The 18565-nt window shown below is 47.1% G+C and carries 14 protein-coding genes; 10 read left to right on the plus strand and 4 right to left on the minus strand.

Annotated features, from left to right (window positions below):
- Window positions 1-42: 42 nt before the first annotated feature.
- Window positions 43-1188, minus strand: a complete 1146-nt coding sequence (locus tag EZE20_RS14865; RefSeq protein ID WP_132119002.1) for an alpha/beta hydrolase family protein — start codon at window positions 1186-1188, stop codon at window positions 43-45.
- Between the two features lie 188 nt (window positions 1189-1376).
- On the opposite strand from EZE20_RS14865, the gene EZE20_RS14870 reads away from it, so the two are divergent.
- From EZE20_RS14870 to EZE20_RS14890, 5 genes are all read left to right on the plus strand, one after another.
- On the plus strand, window positions 1377-3113 hold the full coding sequence (locus EZE20_RS14870) for a M14 family metallopeptidase (RefSeq protein ID WP_132119004.1): 1737 nt from the start codon (window positions 1377-1379) through the stop codon (window positions 3111-3113).
- 77 nt (window positions 3114-3190) lie between these two features.
- The gene (locus EZE20_RS14875; RefSeq protein WP_132119006.1) at window positions 3191-3556 is read left to right on the plus strand and encodes a VOC family protein; all 366 of its coding nucleotides are present in this window, start codon (window positions 3191-3193) and stop codon (window positions 3554-3556) included.
- 624 nt (window positions 3557-4180) lie between these two features.
- Window positions 4181-5113, plus strand: coding sequence for a DUF3450 domain-containing protein (locus EZE20_RS14880; protein ID WP_132119008.1), 933 nt, complete (start codon window positions 4181-4183; stop codon window positions 5111-5113).
- Between the two features lie 265 nt (window positions 5114-5378).
- Window positions 5379-5840: a GAF domain-containing protein gene (locus EZE20_RS14885; RefSeq protein ID WP_132119010.1), complete on the plus strand. Its 462-nt coding sequence runs from the start codon at window positions 5379-5381 to the stop codon at window positions 5838-5840.
- Between the two features lie 154 nt (window positions 5841-5994).
- Window positions 5995-8160 (plus strand): polysaccharide lyase family 8 super-sandwich domain-containing protein, encoded by a 2166-nt coding sequence (locus tag EZE20_RS14890; RefSeq protein WP_132119012.1) that lies wholly within the window; start codon window positions 5995-5997, stop codon window positions 8158-8160.
- A gap of 46 nt (window positions 8161-8206) precedes the next feature.
- Here EZE20_RS14890 and EZE20_RS14895 read toward each other — a convergent pair whose 3' ends face one another.
- Both EZE20_RS14895 and EZE20_RS14900 read right to left on the minus strand, forming a co-directional pair.
- Complete coding sequence (locus EZE20_RS14895) at window positions 8207-9832, minus strand: amidase (protein ID WP_132119014.1); 1626 nt, start codon at window positions 9830-9832, stop codon at window positions 8207-8209.
- 92 nt (window positions 9833-9924) lie between these two features.
- Complete coding sequence (locus tag EZE20_RS14900) at window positions 9925-11430, minus strand: serine hydrolase domain-containing protein (RefSeq protein WP_132119016.1); 1506 nt, start codon at window positions 11428-11430, stop codon at window positions 9925-9927.
- 313 nt (window positions 11431-11743) lie between these two features.
- Between EZE20_RS14900 and EZE20_RS14905 the strand changes: the two genes are divergently transcribed.
- Together EZE20_RS14905 and EZE20_RS14910 are read left to right on the plus strand one after the other, a co-directional pair.
- Complete coding sequence (locus EZE20_RS14905) at window positions 11744-12304, plus strand: hypothetical protein (protein WP_228713769.1); 561 nt, start codon at window positions 11744-11746, stop codon at window positions 12302-12304.
- Complete coding sequence (locus EZE20_RS14910; RefSeq protein WP_132119018.1) at window positions 12301-12987, plus strand: nucleotidyl transferase AbiEii/AbiGii toxin family protein; 687 nt, start codon at window positions 12301-12303, stop codon at window positions 12985-12987. Before EZE20_RS14905 ends, EZE20_RS14910 begins: the two co-directional genes overlap by 4 nt.
- Window positions 12988-12992: 5 nt before the next feature.
- Here EZE20_RS14910 and EZE20_RS14915 read toward each other — a convergent pair whose 3' ends face one another.
- Entirely contained in the window at window positions 12993-14270 is a 1278-nt protein-coding gene (locus EZE20_RS14915) for an MFS transporter (protein ID WP_132119020.1), read from the minus strand.
- Window positions 14271-14459: 189 nt separating this feature from the next.
- On the opposite strand from EZE20_RS14915, the gene thrA reads away from it, so the two are divergent.
- The 3 genes from thrA (at window position 14460) to EZE20_RS14930 (ending at window position 18304) form a co-directional block, all read left to right on the plus strand.
- The gene (gene thrA, locus EZE20_RS14920) at window positions 14460-16916 is read left to right on the plus strand and encodes a bifunctional aspartate kinase/homoserine dehydrogenase I (protein ID WP_132119022.1); all 2457 of its coding nucleotides are present in this window, start codon (window positions 14460-14462) and stop codon (window positions 16914-16916) included.
- Window positions 16917-16949: 33 nt separating this feature from the next.
- On the plus strand, window positions 16950-17888 hold the full coding sequence (locus EZE20_RS14925; protein ID WP_132119024.1) for a homoserine kinase: 939 nt from the start codon (window positions 16950-16952) through the stop codon (window positions 17886-17888).
- An 89-nt stretch (window positions 17889-17977) separates the two neighbouring features.
- Window positions 17978-18304 (plus strand): HesB/IscA family protein, encoded by a 327-nt coding sequence (locus EZE20_RS14930; protein ID WP_132119026.1) that lies wholly within the window; start codon window positions 17978-17980, stop codon window positions 18302-18304.
- The last annotated feature ends 261 nt before the right edge of the window (window positions 18305-18565 follow it).

An 18565-nucleotide genomic window follows, 5' to 3' on the forward strand; every position in this document is an offset into this window, starting at 1 on the left:
GAAGGGAGCGGAGTCGAAGGGAGCGGAGTCGAAGGAAAACTACTACTCCAAAAGCCCCATAACGGCAGCATCGCCAACAACAGCCGAGGCCGGACGAGGATGCGCACTCGTAAATACTTCGAGGGCAGCGCGTGGGAGCATTGAAACAAGAGTTTCGTCGATTGCACCCGAAGCGTCGGTAATCATGCTCATATTCAGACCGAGGTATTTGGCCATAAACGGATACATCGCTTTTCGTTTGGACGGGCCGTAGTCGTGCTTTTCGTTGGCAAAATGCGCGTTTACAACTTTCTCTTTCTGTCCATAAAACCCATAGATTTTTTGAATATGCGGATACTCAACCTGCGGTACGTTGAGTGTCCAGTCACCGCCATCCGAAATCAGGAGCATCGGACGTGGAGCGGCAAGAGCGGCTATTTCGACGTTATTGGTTTGAAACTCCCCTTTTTTATGAATTGGCATGCCGCTTTCGCAGGTGCAGCCACCAAAAAAATGCGCTGATACCATCACGCACGGTACAGAAACCTTCACGCGGTCGTCGAGGGCTGCGAGGATAAACGTTTGTGTTCCGCCACCTGACTCGCCCGTAACGCCAACCCGCTCAGGATCAACGTTGGGTAACGAAAGCAGGTAATCCAGCGCCCGCATCGTGTTGATTGTCTGCAATTTGAGCGCTTTTGGAATTTTATGTTCACTTTGTTTTGAATCACCATAGCCAATCATATCCAGCGTCAGCACGATAGCGCCCATGCGAGCCAACATCGCCGAACGCACCTGCGCCGGCTCGGCAAAGCGCGGGTCGTTGCCGTGGCCGTGCGGACACAAAATAGCCGCATTTGACGCCTGCGGCTGCAAGGGCCGGTAGAGATTGCCTGTGACAAAAATGCCCGCCATACTTTCAAAAGCGATGTTTTCAACCGTGTAGCCATTCATGACCCGGCGGCTGTGAATGATCGGCGCTGAGGTAGGTTTGGGGGGCAACGGCAGCAGGTCCATACCTTCCAGCATATTTGCCCGAATGGCCGACGCCCGTTTTTCCCAGGCGGCTTTGTTTTTTGGTACGTTTTTGGTCAAAAATTCTTTGCCCTGTGCTTCTGTAAAATACGCTCCCTGACAAAGTTCCTGAGCTGACAAAGTTTTCGCCAGCAAAAAACCAGCTACAAAAAAGATGGTAGAAAAGTACTTCATAACTTTAAAATAATTGGGTCGGGGAATAAAGAGACAGCAGCTATATAAGGTTAATTAACGTAGAGAATACTTACCTGACTTTTATGATTAAACTTTTTCCAGGAAAAATAATCAATTACGTATTTCAAACGCCCGTCAAAAGGTAAGTTTGTAGTTGAAACTTCTACCGTCTCGAAAAACGAATCTTTATGCACAAATATCTTCTTACGTTTTTGATTTTCTGCCTCGCAACATTCGCTCGCGCCCAATACGAAACCCGGTTTGAAAAAAGTGGCGGAACGCAAACTCCAACCTACGAAGAAGGTATTGCGTACTACGAGCGACTCGCTGCCGATTTCTCCCAAATTCAGATGCAAACCAAAGGGCTAACCGACAGCGGCAACCCGCTGCATGTGGTTTTGTATTCACGTAATCGGGAGTTTGATGTAGTAAAACTGAAAGCACAGGGTAAGGCTATTTTGCTGATAAACAATGCTATACACCCCGGCGAGGCCGATGGCGTAGATGCGTCGATGCTGCTGTTGCGAAACATCGCCCTACATCCGGAGCGTTTTCCTCAGCTCGATAGCATCGTGTTGGCTATTATTCCATACTACAACATTGGCGGTGCGCTCAACCGCAACAGCACGACGCGGGTCAATCAGGACGGGCCGGACGAGTATGGGTTTCGGGGAAATGCCCGGAATTTCGACCTCAACCGGGACTTCATCAAGGCCGACACCCGCAATGCCCAAAGTTTTACCGAAATTTTTCATGAACTCGACCCTGATCTTTTTGTGGATACGCACGTAAGCAACGGCGCTGATTATCAGTACGTGATGACGCTGGACTATACGCAGGAAAATAAATTGGGCGGTATACTGGGTGATTTTCAGCGAAATACGTTCCTGCCCTTTTTGTATCAGCACATGAAAGAGACTGGCTACGAAGCCACGCCCTACGTCAATGCATGGGGCCAAACGCCCGACAAAGGCTTTGTGCAGTTCCCGGACTGGCCCCGTTATTCGACGGGTTATGCGGCTCTTTTTCATACCATCGGCGTCATGACCGAAACCCACATGCTCAAACCTTTTAAGCAGCGCGTGCAGGCAACCTATGCCTATCTGGAAGGAACAATCCGCGTGCTGGCGCAGTACCGAAGCGACATTCAGAACATGCGGCAAGCGACCAAAGAGGCCGTAAAAACGCAGGAAAAATTTAGTGTTAGCTGGCAGGTAAACCGGAATCAACCCAGCCAAATTGAATTCAAAGGCTACGAAGCAGAATACCCACTGAGCGCCGTGAGCGGGCAAAAGCGCTTGTACTATAACCGGGAAAAACCATTTACCAAAACCATCCCGTTTTATAATCAGTACGAACCACTCGATGTGGTTGATAAACCGCAGGCCTATATTATTCCGCAAGGCTGGCACCACGTCATTGACCGCCTCAAAATGAATCGGGTACAGATGCGCGCGTTTGTCAAAGACACCACGCTGCAGGTAGAGGTCTATTCAATAAGTAATGTAAAAACGGCATCTCAACCGTTTGAAGGACATTATTGGCATACGAGTGTAGAGGTCAGTAAAGAAATAAAAACGCTTTCCTTTCGGGCGGGCGACTGGTACATTCCGGTGAATCAGTGGGTGAATCGCTACCTTGTGGAAACGCTTGAACCCAAAGGAGTTGACTCGTTTTTTAAATGGAATTTTTTTGATACAATCTTACAGGCCAAGGAAGGATTTTCAGCTTATGTATTTGAAGATCTGGCGGCGGATCTTTTGAAAAAATCACCCGATTTACAAAAAGCGTTGCAGGAAAAAATTGCGACTGATGCGGCTTTTGCCAAAAGCGCCGAAGCGCAGCTGGACTTCATCTATGAACATTCGGCCTACCGCGAAAAAGAACATTTGCGGTATCCGGTTTTTAGGGTTTTGGCGAAATAAACCCAATAATGCACAGATAATCAAACTATTTAAAGAGATCCACTTACTGCTGATCAAGAAAAAACGAACTACCACTCATGGAACACAAAGCCAAATCCATTCGCCCGTTTATTGGGGCCAAAGACTTTGAAATCTCGCGTAAATTTTATCACGATCTGGGATTTCAGGAAAGCGTTTTATCGCCAACGCTTTCCTACTTTCAAACCGAAGGAATTGGCTTTTATCTCCAAAAAGCCTACGTAAAAGACTGGGTTGACAACACAATGATCTTCATGGAAGTAGCCGATGTGCAGCGTTTCTGGAAGGAACTCGTGGCCCTGGACCTTCCGGCAACGTATACGTACGTCAGGGTAGAACCTGTTCGTGAGCTCAGTTGGGGCAGAGAATGCTTTCTGCACGATCCGTCAGGCGTTTTATGGCATTTTGGGGAGTTTCTGGATTAGATTTAGCAAATTTCTTATTCAGTTTGATACTAACTAGTAATCAGGGTTTTGCTACACTTAACCGGCACTAATAACCTCTGCACATGAGGAGAATGCGTTTCCTAACTAATTGCCTCTATAATATTCAGAATACTTAGCTGGAATTCATTTACAACTTTCCAAACACAAATATAAATAATCTTTGGTTACAATAGATTGGCTAAGTTTAAAGAATTATTGTAACCCTACTTTGCTCGACAAAAGCACTTATAAGCTTCATTTGGGCATCTTAAAGACACTTTGAGTGTAACCTCCTATTAATTTTTGCAACCACAACTACACATAACTATAACGTGCTTATAGTGTAGCACTTGCAGAAATATATTACTTAAAAACTTGTCTAAAACCGCTACTTTTCGCTACTTGTTTTTTTCAAAAAAATATTTTTTTTCTTACAAATCGAAGAATAAATCGATAATTATGTACTTTTGATTTACATATTTGAATAATCATATATGTATCTGTTATGCAATAATAATTATATTCTTTTAAAGTTGAATGATTATGCTGTTTAGCGGGCAATTCCTCATTGTTTGAAAAAACCTTTTTGAATGATCTAAAATTTACCCTCAAGAACTAGTCTGTATGAAAAGTCTTATCACTCTGACCATCCTCTTCTTGTCAGTAACCAGTGGTTATTGTCAATTTTCACTTCCCTTTTTCAAGGACGAATACAAAGAGTTGTATGAAACCGAAGTCCAAACCACCTCAAAACTCACGCAACATAATTCACGTTTAAGCCTGAATGTAAGGGTTTTAAATGACAGCCTGTATCGGCTCAACAAGATAAACAGTCAGCTGCAGGTAAGAATCGGCCAGCTGGAAAACTATAAAAAGAAGCTTGAAGACAGGATCTTTGTCTATGCACGGGAAACCAAACGCATGGAAAAAAACATACAGTCTTTAACGGCAGATACTACTCGCCTGCACCAGGAACTCGCCGATTTGACGGAGCAAATTACCCAGGTAGAGCGACAAGGGTTACAACGATCAGCCCTCTTCGAGAAGCAGCTCTTTGTTTTAAGAGATTCGCTATCAATTAATTCCAATCTGTACAAACGAACGTCGGATGAACTTTTCAAAATTCAAACAATTTTCAGTTTTGTAAAACTAGGTGACATGGAATTCGATATTCCAGCTGACCAATTTATTAATAGTATTCATTCGGCTGTTCTGACTGGTAACAGCAAACTTTTGCTGCGTAAAAGCGCCAATGGAGAAGCTATACTTGTGTTCAATACAGACGTAAAACGTCGGCGATTCATTGGTTCAAAAATGACTCCTTATAGTCTGGAAGCATATATACGTTTTTGGGCACACCCATTACAAGCCGAGGACAAGACGATTACGTCTATTCGCACAAAGGCTTTCAATACCGATGAAAAGGACGGCATGGATAGTATTAATTTCAATGAGCTGGAGCTGGTAAAATCACGCTTTTACAGAGAATTGGAACGTATCAACTACTCCTTTGATTCATCAACGATTGCTCAATCAAATCTGAGCAGTCTGGAATAAGCTGAACTAAAAAATCAATAAACCCGAATCCGTTTAAATTTCATAAAGGAGCGTTTGCCTGACAAGCGCTCCTTTTGCTATTCTGAACTTAAATCGAATTACCTGGTACTGATTTACATCCACCGGAGGGTTAGAAGCCGTGCAGCAAGCGCTCAGGAATGGACAAAATTTGGTTAAAAGTCATAGGAAAACTTACACGCTACGTCTATACTTGCTCTTTAATCATTCAGCAATTGATCGTATCTACAAAAAAGTACCAATACACATGAACCAATCCATTTTATCTTCGCTACCTACCGACGCATCGTTAATCAATTGGCAAAGCCTGCTTACTGACATACGTACAGAATTTGATTGCAGCACAGGTACAATCCATGTTTTCGACGCCTCTTCAAATCTGCTGATTCTTAAAGCACAGGAAGGAATTCCCGAGTTTTTATTGCCCAAAATGACGCAAATTCCCATTGGTAAAGGCATGGCAGGCATCGCCGCCGAGCGCCGCGAAGCCGTAGAAATGTGTAACCTGCAAACCGATGAGTCGGGAGTGGCGCGCCCTGCCGCCAAAGAAACCAAAGTAGAAGGCTCTTTGGCAGCACCTATGTTACTTGATGGTGAGCTGTTTGGCGTAATCGGCATCGCCAAACCAGTCGCTTATGATTTTACAAGAGATGAAATCAGCCGCCTGATGAAGATTGGCGAAGCAATAGCCGGACTATTGAAATCCTGATTTCATACTATCCCGTAGAGACGCAAAAATTTGCGTCTCTACGGGGCCTGTCACCTTTTTTTACAAAAATCTCCTGAAATTTTCAAATAGAATTAAGAATGGACATGCTTTATCAGATAGAAACTACCTATATGTCATTCTTAGTCAATTCTGTATGAATCTTCCTTTTCGAGCGCTGTTTTTGGTGCCGGTTTTCCTTCTTTTTTCCTGGGTTAGTTGGGCGCAAAATGACGTGCGTGTCATCAAAGAACGCATAGTAGCCGACCTCATGACCACCAAAATCAACGATTCGGCGGTAGATGCACTCTTAAAAAAAATGAAGTCTGATGGAAGTTTTGAAGATATAAAATACGATGACCTGAGCCGAACCGCAAGTTTTCCGCAGGGCGGGCACACGAGTAATCTTGTGTATATGGCCAAAGCGTATAAGAACAAATCGTCGAAGTTTCATAAAAACAAAGCACTCAAAGCTTCCATCGAAAATGGCCTGAGCTACTGGGTTAAACATGACTTTGTGGGCGATAACTGGCACAACAATCAGATCACGACTCCAACTAATTTAGGAAATCTGATGCTGATTATGGGCGACGAACTTCCGAAGGAGCTGGTAACCAACGCTCAGCCCATGATTGGCCGCGCCCATATGAACGCCTCCGGCGCCCGACCCAGCGGCGACCGGATTGTGATTGCGGGAATTTTGGCCAAAAATCTGCTATTTCTCGAAAAGTACCAGGAGTTCGATACCATTATTAAGATTATCGAAGGAGAGCTGAAATTTGCTACCGGTCAGCGGGGCATGCAGCACGATTACAGTTTTCATCACCGCGAAGATCGTGTCAATAATACGTCCTCTTACGGCTACGGAAAGTACGCCAACGCCTTTGGTGACTGGTCGTTTTTTGTGTCAGGAACGCCCTATGCCTTTGCCAAGGAAAAAATTAATCAGCTCGTAGACTACTACCTCGACGGTATTTATAAGCAGATGGTCTATGGCGTGTATGAAGACATTAGTGTAAAAAATCGCAGTATTTCCGGCAAATCTACCTTTTCTCCGCACAGTACACTGGAAATCGAGCGGCTACTGGTAAGCACCGATTACCGCAAAGCTGAACTGGAAGAAATCATCCGGCTGCGGAAAGGTGAAGCCAAACCATCGGCTTCGTTTGCCAAATTTTTCTGGCAAACGGAACATTTTGTGTTTCAGCGCCCGCAGTTTTATACCACCGTCCGGATGTTTTCTACCCGCAACCGGAACATGGAAGAACCTTACAACGGTCCTGGGAAAACCACGCATCACCGGGCCGATGGCACCAATTACCTCATGCTGAAAGGCGACGAGTACCACAACATGTGGGCCGTGTACGACTGGCAAAAGATTTCGGGCACGACCATCGTACAAAAACAGGCACTTCCCGGCCCGGAAGATATTCAGAAAGACGGGCTGACAGACTTCGTCGGTGCCGTTACCGATGGTTTGTACGGTGCCGTAGTTTTTGATTTTAGAAGTCCGCACGATCCGTTGAAAGCAAAAAAATCCTGGTTCTTTTTTGATGAAGAATACGTCTGCCTGGGTACCGCCATTAAATCAACGGCCAACCTTCCCGTTGCCTCAACGGTCAATCAGGTGCTGATGCGAAGCGATGTACATGTAATGCAAAACGGCACCCGGCAGCTACTTCCCAAAGGCAGTCGCTCTTTGTCGGATGTGAAGTGGGTACACCACGACAACGTAGGCTATATTTTCCCGGAACCGGCAACCGTTGAACTATCGAATCAAACCGAAACGGGCCGATGGTCGGACATTACGGATCAGAAAAATATCAGTAATGAACTAGTGAGCGAAGAGGTATTTACTCTGTGGTTCAATCACGGCAAAAGGCCTTCACAGGGCTCGTATCAGTACATTGTGGTACCCAATGTTTCTGAGCAGGTTTTGAGTGAAACAAGCCAGAAGAATCGAAACATTGAGATTATTTCCAATACGCCCGCGCTTCAAGCCGTAAAACACACGCAATTGGGTATTGCGCAGCTGGCGTTTTATGAAGCCGGTACGGCACCGATTGCAGATGGACTCAGTGTTCAGTTGGATAGCCCCGGCATAGCACAGCTGCATCTACAAAACAACCGGGTTAAGGAAATCAGCGTTTCGGACCCATCCCGAAAAATGAATCGACTGCTCCTTTCAATCAGTGGAAAATACCGCACGCAGGATGAGCACGTTCGTACGGTTTTTGATGAAAAACAAAACCGCACGCTGTTTATCATGGATCTGCCTCAGGGAGTTTATCTTGGCAAAAGCCTGACGGTGAAGGTCGAGTAAAAGCGCTTTTTTATAAAGCAATTCACCCGACCTCTCTATTTATGCTTTATCCGGCGCTCGCCCGAAAGGTGGGTGCCTGCCGTGCCTGTTGGGCTTGTTCAAAGGCATAGGCAAATTTGAGCAAGGTTGGCTCGCTGTATGCCGTTCCGAAAAAACTCATGCCTACGGGCATTCCCATCACCTGTCCCAACGGCACCGAAATTCCCGGATATCCTGCCACAGCTGCGATGCTATAACTGGCTTTCGACATCAGGTAATGGTCGCCGGTGATGTGGTCAATCACCCAGCCGGGTGTATCGGTGGGTGCAATCAGCGCATCCAGTTTGTATTTTTGCAGCGTAGCGTCGATGCCCAGTTCGCGCGACTTTCGGCGGCAATTTGCCCATGCTTTTTGGTAGGCTTTGTCAATGAGAGGGCCTTTTTTTTCAGCCATAATTAAAATTTCCTGCCCGAAAAAAGGCATCATTTTATCTTTATTTGCCTGATTAAAAGCAATCAGATCTTTCAGGGAGCGTACGGGGGCTTTTGCCGGGAGAGTGGCCAAATAGGCGTTGAGCCCGTCTTTAAACTCATAAAGCATTACTTCAAACTCATCTTCTCCAAACTGAATCGTCGGGTCAATGGGTGCGGGATCTATCACTTGCGCACCCATTTTCCGAAGCAACTTTATCACCTCTTCCATCAGCGCATCAACCTGCTCGCTATATCCAAAATAGCTGCGCTCCACGCCAATCGTTGCGCCTTTTAGGCCATCTATGTCCAAAAATTTTGTGTAATCCGGATAGCTCTGCTGTCCGGCGGTAGCGGAGTCTTTCGGGTCAATACCAGTCAGGGCCGAAAGCAACAGTGCCGCATCCGTAACGGTCCGGGCCATGGGACCGGCTGTATCCTGCGATTTTGAAATGGGAATAATTCCGCTCCGGCTCAGCAGTCCTACCGTAGGTTTAATACCCACCAAACCATTGATGGAAGAAGGGCTCAAAATAGAGCCGTCGGTTTCGGTGCCAATTGCCACAGCGCACAGGTTTGCAGCTGCCGCCGCTCCTGAGCCTGCGCTCGAACCCGACGTAGAGCGATCGGTTGCGTACGGGTTTCGTACCTGTCCGCCACGGCTGCTCCATCCGCTTGACGAATGGGTGGAACGGAAATTAGCCCACTCGCTAAGATTGGTTTTCCCTAAAAGTACGGCACCAGCCAGCCGTAGCTGTTTGATAATAAAGGCGTCGTCGGCCGCTACATGTTCGGCCAAAGCCAGCGAACCGGCAGTGGTGCGCATGCTGTCGGCGGTGTCGATGTTGTCCTTAATCAAAACCGGTATGCCGTGCAGAGGTCCGCGCGGGCCTTTTTGCTTCCGTTCTTTATCCAGTTGATCCGCAATTTTCAGCGCATCAGGATTGACCTCAATCACAGACCGCAGCGTAGGGCCGTTTCGATCAATGGCTTCGATACGATCCAGGTAGAGTTGAGTCAGTTGGCGGGCGGTGTAGGTACCTTCTTCCTGCGCTGTTTGAAGATCAGCAATGGTTTTCTCATCTAACTCAAAGGGAGCAACCGATGAGGGAGCAGATTCCGTAGCAGCGGAGGTTTCCTGCGTGCAGGCCGACACTTGTGAGCCGATAGCCAGCAGGGCGCCGCCCTGTAAACTACTTGTAAAAAAATCGCGACGACGCATGGTTTGTACGTAGGTTTTTTGGAAAAGAACGAATCAGAGTGAGCTTTTAAAACCGGCAACAGATTTTTTTGTTAAAAAAAGTATCGAACAATTTACTTTTCTACTTCCCGCAACCGGTACTCCTGAATCAGCGGTTGATTTTCCGGTGTAAGGGTGAACGATACCCGCAAATTACTTTTTTCACCTTCCAGCAGGTAGCTTCCCCGTAACTGATTTTCAGGAATAATTTCGTGGACTTTGATGATCTTTCCTGCTTTTTCAAACATCCGTTTTGCCTCCTGTTGCAAAGCCGCCAGCGCATAATCATCAAAGAAATTTTCGGCAAAAAGTCCACTCGCTTCGGCGTTGGTCCAGGCAGGCAGCAGGCGGGTAAGTTCCTGTTGCCGCTGTTTCAGAATTACAGAGGCCGGAAGCTGCCGGGGCGTTAGATTTGCTTTACGAATGAGGGTATCTAGCACCTGCAAATTGATGGGCGTCGTGGGCGCGTAGGTCCGGTTGGCAAAGGAGATTATGCCGATTCCATACTCCGGCAAAAAACGCCAGTTGGAACCAAAACCGGGCAAGCCACCGCTGTGCCCTACGAACTCACGGCCATCGCAGTCGCGCAGCCAACTAAGGCCATAGGCGTAAGCCGTAGTGATTCCGCACATACGGCCATCGGGAAAGGTATAGGTTGGGTTGCTGCCGCTGAAATTCCAGGGATGATGCATCTCTCGCAAAGAGCTTCGCCTCAGCGGGCCGTTGTCGGGCTCGTTGCGCGGGGGCCATGCGGCCATGTGCAGCGCCACATATTTACTAAAATCATCTAGCGAAGAAATCAGCCCACCCATGGCGCCATACGCGCCGTCGTGCAGCAGCGGCACTTCCGTCCAGGCGTTGTCGATCCACCGATAGCCGTGAGCGAGTTGCTCCGCGGGAATGTCGGTATATTCCCAGGCCGAGTGTGTCATTCCGAGAGGAGTCAGGATATTTTCGTTGATGTAGTTTTGGTACGTTTTCCCTGACACTTTTTCAATAATATAACCCAGCAACGTAAAACCCAGATTGCTGTATTCGTATTCAATGCCGGGCGCATTGGAAAACGAAATCTGATTTTTCACAAAAGCCATCAGTTCTTCATTGGTAGCATCAAGCTGCCGATCGCCCCAGGGATTATCTTCCGGAAAGCCTGCTGCGTGCGTGAGCAGATGACGCAGCGTAATAGACGGGGCATCGGTCGTGAGGAGTTTCAGGTTTTTCATTTCGGGAATATAGCGTTCTGCCGCATCGTCGAGGCTGAGTTTGCCGGCATCGCGGAGTTGCAAAATGGCCATTGCCGTAAAACTTTTACTCATAGATGCTACCCGAAACAGCGATTGAGATGTAACGGGCATTTTTTTTGACAAATCAGTAAATCCAAGGCTTTTGGAATACATCAGCTTGCCATCAACCACAAGTCCATAGACTAATCCCGGAATGCGATTCTTTTCCGCAAAATCCTCGTAAAGTTTATCGATGATGGGATAAACTTCTTCGATTCTTTTCTGTCGTTCAACATCCGTAAACACCGGCGGCTGATAAGTCTGAGCGCATACCGGCACAACAAGAATAGTACTCATGAAGAAGGAAAGTACAACGTATAAATTTCTCACAGGTAAATATAGAATTTTTGTTTCCGAAGATACAGAGAATTGAGCGAATCAGCTTTGCGTCAAACAATCTCTTTCAGGGCATTCAAGAAATTGACTATTGCAATAGTTTGTTTAACGATTTATTGGGTGAAGGTAAATTGTTTTTAGGCAAAATTGGTGACATTTTTTAATTTAGCCATGTTTCCTACATCTTTTACCTTGTTTTGAAATTACATTATAAGAGTATGAGTTGTTTTTCTGATTTGCAATTTGCAAATTGCAAATCAGAAAAACACAGGTTATGAAAAAGCATAATGGAATGCGGCCACAGGACATACTAATTCTTGCCCAACTTACCTTAGAAAAAAACAATCTTTCTCAGCAATCGACCGTACCCTTACTTTCAAAAATTCCACAGAACAAGACCCTTGCGACTTTACTCAAAATTAGTGAAGCTGAGGTTTCCGAATCACTGCGGCGTTCAGAATACGCAGGTTTACTAGCGGATTTAAATCTAAAAAGCATCAATAAAAAAGCATTTTTAGATTTTATTATGCATGGATTGCCCTATGTATTTCCTGCCCGTCCGGGGGCATTAGTGAGGGGTGTTCCGACAGCTCAATCAGCTCCACCACTCAGCAACTCACTAATTTCGGAGGAGCAGTATGTCTGGGAATATGCTGATGGTACTGTTCGGGGACAGCGTATTGAACCACTATACCCTACCGTACCGGAAATTGCACAGCAAAATCCGGCACTTTATGAAGTACTATCCTTGATTGATGCCATACGTACTGGTTCGCCGCGCACAATCCGGCTTGCTTCGCAGGAATTGGAAAAACGAATTATTTCTCATGCATGAATTATAGAAACATTGTCAGAATCAAAGTCATCGCTAACGCACTTGCGGAGATTAACCATCACGTGGTTTTTGTCGGTGGTGCAGTCGTTGATTTGTATTGCGACGATCCTGCACGTAGCGAATCCCGTCCAACGGATGATATTGATGTTGTGGTTGAGATCATTAACCGGGGAGCCTTTGCAAATCTAGAAGAGAAACTTCGATCCATAGGTTTTGAGCCAGACCGAGATTCAGAAGTTATTTGTCGGTATAAATACCACGATATTGTGGTTGATATTATGCCAACCAAAGGTGAAATTTTAGGTTTTACGAATCCATGGTATGAAGAAGGAGTCAGTCATACAGAGCATATACATTTAGAGAATCAGGCACCTATTAAAATTTTTGAAGTAGCCTATTTTTTGGCATCCAAAATAGAAGCCCTCAAATCAGAAAGACATGGGAAAGATTTCAGATGGAACAGTGATTTTGAAGACATTATCTATTTATTTGATAACCGAACTACTATTCTACCTGACCTTTTGCAATCAGAATTCTCGGTAAAAAAGTACCTTAAACAAGAAATTGGCCAATTGGTTCGTCGCCCGTTTATAGATGAAGAAATAACCGCCTGCCTGGATTATTCAAATCAAACGAAAAGAAAACAGAGAATTTTTGAGCTTTGGCTTCAATTCCTGCACTAACCCCCTCACCCATCCAGCAACCCCGGATCATTGGCACCCACTACTTTCCAGGTCAATTCTTTGGTTGGGTCAATGACCAGCCACAGCAAACTACTGATTCCGAGGAGTGTACCAATGATGTAGAGCGGGTAGTTGTAATCGCCGGCCAGGTCTACGATTTTTCCAAAAAATACGGCCAGAAAAAAGCCTCCCAATTGGCCAATCATATTCATAGTTCCTGAGACGGTGCCAGCGCGGCTTTTGCCAATATCCACACAAACCGCAAACGAAACGGGAAGGGTTAAATCTTTAAACAGCATGCCTGCCGAAAGCAGATAAGCCGCCGTGACGTTATCGGTCGTGAGGGCCGAGGTCCACATTACAAGGCTCGACAGCCCCATGCCTACCAGCCCGACGCTCGCCCGCCCAATGCGCAGGCCGTAGCGCTTGACGAGCCAATCGCTCAAAAACCCACCCGTGAAACACCCGACCGCTCCGGATAAAAAAGGCAGCGTAGAAAAAAGCTGCATGTCGGATTCAGAAAAATGCCGTCCTTCCTGCAAATAGATGGGCATCCAGCTGTAAAAAAAGTACGCGCCGTACATATAAAAGTGAAACATGATGACCAGCGCCCACAGGTTGCGGCTTCGCAGCAATGCGCCCCAGGCAAGGCTGTGCGCTTGTGGCCGAAACCGTCGGTTTTCCTGAATATAGGCCAGTTCCTTTTCAGAAATTCCTTTTTTCTCTCCCGGAAAATCCCGAAACCACCAGTACCAAATCGCCGCCCACACCACGCCCACAAACCCCATCGTCCAGAACGAAGCCCGCCAGCCAACCGATGCCGCAAGGGGGATCATCAGCAGTGGCGCAAGGGCACCGCCCAGCCGGCCCGCTCCCCAAATAAAGGCCTGCGCCCGGCCCGTTTCTACCGCCGGAAACCAGCGGGCAATGACAATCGAACTGTTTGGATAGGCCCCGGCTTCGCCCATTCCAAACAAAAAGCGAATAACGATCAACGCCACAAGTCCTGACGCAACCCCGGTGAGGGCCGTAAATAACGACCACCACAACACCACCCGCAGCAAAACCCGCCGCGGCCCGAGGCGGTCGCCCATGGCCCCGGTGGGCATTTCAAAGAGCGCATACGCCAGCGAAAAAGCGCCCAACACCCAGCCAAACTCCTCGTTGGTAAGACCCAAATCGTCTTTCATACGTTTGCCCACAACCGAAATACACACCCGGTCGAGGTAGGTGATCATGGACAAAGTGAACAGGAAAATCAGGACGCGGTAGCGGTACAACATAGGCCGTCAGAAAAGGAAGTTGGGCAGGCGGAAAATAGGACGGAGAAAAATAAGGAAGAATCGGGAAAGACACGCACTTTTTGCGCAAAAACCACCAAGCAGGAAGGCGATTTGCTATATTTGCAGCCTGATTGGGCTAAGTATCAGCCTTTCACAGAGTTATTTCTTCCATTTCGAATTGCATAGTTGATGAAAGTTTTAAAGTTTGGCGGTACGTCGGTTGGCTCAGTAGAAAGCATCAAACAGGTTATAGGAATCCTGGAAACAAATATCGCACAGGGACAACGCGTGGCCGTGGTGTTTTCGGCCATGGGCGGTGCCACTAATCGCCTGATCGAAATTGCCCGCATGGCGACTGCCGGAAATCAGGAGTACTTTGAGCTCCTCAAAGCCGTGGAAGAAAGGCATTTTGCTACCATTCGGGGCCTCATAAATGTCAAGCAACAGAGCAGTACGTTTGCCAATGTCAAAGGACTTTTCAATGAACTGGAAGACATCCTGCGGGGCGTTTCGCTCATTCGTGAATTAACCGCCCGTACACTCGACCTGATCATGAGCTTTGGCGAGCGGCTTTCAACTACGATAATCGCCGAAGTACTTAAAAATAAAGGAGTCAATGCTGAGTACTGCGATGCCCGGAAACTCATCCGTACGAATGCGACTTTTGGCATGGCTGATGTGGATTTTGACGTAACCAATCGACAAATTCTGGAACATTTTGCCAAAACATCCGCCCTGCAATGCATCACGGGGTTTATTGCCTCCACAGCCGACGGCATCACTACCACGCTTGGGCGCGGCGGCTCCGACTACACCGGATCTATTTTTGGATCAGCTCTGGACGCCGACGTGATCGAAATCTGGACAGACGTAGACGGCATGATGACCGCCGACCCACGCAAAGTACCGAACGCTTTCACGATTCCGGCCATTTCGTATGCCGAAGCTATGGAGCTTTCGCACTTTGGAGCCAAGGTCATTTATCCGCCAAGTTTGCAGCCTGCATTTGCCAAAAATATTCCTCTGAAAGTTCTAAATACATTCAATACTTCCTTTGAAGGTACGCTGGTAAGTCGCTCGGCCAACCATAAAGAATACGCTATCACGGGCATATCGTCAATTGACGACATGGCGCTTGTGAACATTCAGGGAAGCGGGATGATTGGCGTGGCGGGAATTTCGGCACGGCTGTTTTCGACTTTATCCGAAAATAACATCAGCGTTATTCTGATTTCACAGGCTTCTTCGGAGCATTCCATTTGCTTTACCATTGACCCACGCAATGCCGAACGCGCCCGCGAAGTGCTCGAAAAGGCGTTTGAAGCAGAAATGCAAAGCGGCGATATTGACAGCATCAGCATCGAAAAAAATGTTTCCATTATCGCCATCGTTGGCGAAGGAATGCGCAAAAGCTCGGGTGTTTCGGGTAAGCTTTTTTCGGTTTTAGGAAAAAACGGAATTAATATCATTGCCACAGCGCAAGGCTCTTCGGAGTTGAATATTTCGGTGGTTATTTCTAAAAATGACTTATCGAAAGCGCTCAATGCTATTCACGGTGTGTTTTTTCTTTCCGAAACCCGCTCACTCAATCTTTTCATTGTGGGCGTTGGCCTTATTGGCAGCACGCTTCTCGAACAGATCCGCAGCCAATCTTCTTTTCTGAGCGATGAGAAATTTCTGAAACTCAACATCGCCGGATTGTCCAATACCCGCAAAATGCTGCTCGAACCGGGCGGGATTCCGTACAACCGCTGGCGCGACGAACTCGACGAGCAAGGCGTCAAAACCAGCATTCCGGCCTTTGTGCAGCGTATCATTGAGCTCAATTTACCCAACAGCGTTTTTGTTGATTGCACCTCAGATAAAGATATTGTCAAACATTATGAGACACTTTTGGATGCGAGTATTTCGGTCGTGACACCCAATAAAGTGGCCAATTCGGGCAGATATTCGGAATATCAGCGGTTGCAGCGCACAGCCTTACAGCGCGGCGTGAAGTTTTTGTACGAAACTAATGTGGGTGCCGGCCTGCCCATCATCAATACCATTCAGGGATTGATGGCGAGTGGAGATAAATTTATAAAAATTGAAGCCATTTTGTCGGGTACGCTTTCCTATATATTCAACACTTTCGGTCCGCATGTGAGCTTTGCCAATGTGGTGCGGGAAGCCAAAGCGATGGGCTATACGGAGCCCGATCCACGCGACGACCTCAGCGGCACCGACGTAGCCCGTAAAATCCTGATTTTGGCCCGGGAAGTAGGTGTACCTATGGAACCCGAAGAGGTAAAAATTGCTCAGCTGCTGCCCGATAATTGCCTGCACGCCCCTACGGTAGAAAACTTTTTTGCCGAGCTGGAAAGCTCCAATGACTTTTTCGAAAATCTCTTGCAGGAAGCTCAGGCTCAACAAGGTGTGCTCCGCTACATTGCTACGCTGGAAAATAATCAGGCTACGGTACAGCTTCGGGTGGTCAATGCCAAACATCCGTTTTATAATCTTTCAGGCAGCGACAACATCGTTTCGTTCACTACCGAACGCTACAAAGACCGGCCTTTAGTAGTCAAAGGTCCCGGGGCGGGTGCGGAGGTTACGGCCTCAGGTGTATTTGCCGACATCATGAGCATCAGTAGCTATTTAGGGTAAGGTTTTCGGGTAAATAAAAAAGCACTAATAATAATGGATTATATAAAAGCATTTGCCCCCGCTACCGTTGCCAACGTGGCCTGCGGATTTGATATTTTTGGTTTTGCCGTCGACGAGCCCGGCGATGTTGTAGAGCTGCGCCGCCGCGAACAACCCGGCATTGTGATTACCGACATTTTGGGCGATGAAGGCCGCCTCCCTCGCGACCCTGCCCGCAACGCCGTAACCGTAGTCATGCTGCGGTTGCTGGATCACCTCAAAATGCCTGACTTTGGCTGCGAAGTGCTGCTGCACAAAAACATGCCCCTCGGCAGCGGCATGGGTTCGAGTGCGGCAAGTGCCGTGGCAGGTGTCTTTGCGCTGAACGAACTGCTCGGACAGCCCCTCACCCGCAAACAACTGCTGCCCTTTGCCATTGAAGGCGAGCGCATTGCCTGCGGCTCAGCACATGCCGACAACGTGGGCCCGTCGCTGATGGGTGGTTTTGTGGTGATTCGCAGCTATCAACCACTCGATGTATTCAGCATTCCGGTGCCAGCCGAATTATATTGCACGCTCGTTCATCCTGATATTGAGGTGAATACCAAAGATGCGCGCTTTATTTTGCGGAATGAAGTTTCGCTCAAAAACGCCATTTCCCAAATGGGCAACGTAGCCGGGCTCATCGCCGGACTCATGCAGGAAGACTATGCGCTCATCAGTCGCTCGATGGTCGATGTCATCATCGAACCCGTGCGGGCTATTTTGATTCCGGAATTTAACGAAGTCAAACAGGCTGCCATGGAACAGGGCGCTTTGGGATGTAGTATTTCGGGCGCGGGACCTTCGATGTTTACGCTCAGTAAAGGCAAAGAAACCGCCGAGCGGGTGGGACAAGCCATGAAAGAAACGTTTGCTTTGGCTGGCATCGACAGCGTCACGCACGTTTCGGCCATCAATCAGGGCGGCCCCAGGGTGTTGGAAAGCTGGTAGAGGTTTAGTTTTGGGTAAAAATAGCCTGTTTACGAACTTTCCTTTTCCTAAAAAAGTTAGTACTAGTGAATCCCAATTGAACAAAACGTATGGTAACGGTAACTGATAAAGCAAAGCAGAGAATTGAAACGTTGCGCCTTGAAGAAGGCCGCACCGACGAAAACCACATCCGTGTAGGCGTGGAAGGCGGTGGCTGCTCAGGTTTGATGTATAACCTTGAATTTGATACCAAAACCCAACCGACCGACATGATCTTTGAAGATAAAGGAATTCGGATTGTGGTAGATAAAAAAAGTATTCTGTACCTCGCCGGAACGGTTCTTGATTTTAGCGATGGACTTAATGGCAAAGGCTTTCAATTTGTAAACCCCAACGCAAGCCGCACCTGTGGCTGTGGAGAGAGCTTCGCCGTCTGATTTTTTTGATTAAGTGTGAATGATTAAAGCGTCGCGAGCTTCCACGCGGCGCTTTTTTTATGATCCAACGGATAGACCTAGCACTTTTTCACCTTGATTCACCAAAAAAATATCGTTTTTTGTAGTTGAGATATATTAGACTTGTTGCAATGGAAAAATAGTCTTAAATTTGGCACATGAAAATATCGATAAATGATCTAAAAAATGAGCGTCAATGGCGTTCTGCAACCGGACTTAATAAGGAAAGATATATTAAGTTGT

Source organism: Arundinibacter roseus, assembly GCF_004348825.1.
Taxonomy (GTDB): domain Bacteria; phylum Bacteroidota; class Bacteroidia; order Cytophagales; family Spirosomataceae; genus Arundinibacter; species Arundinibacter roseus.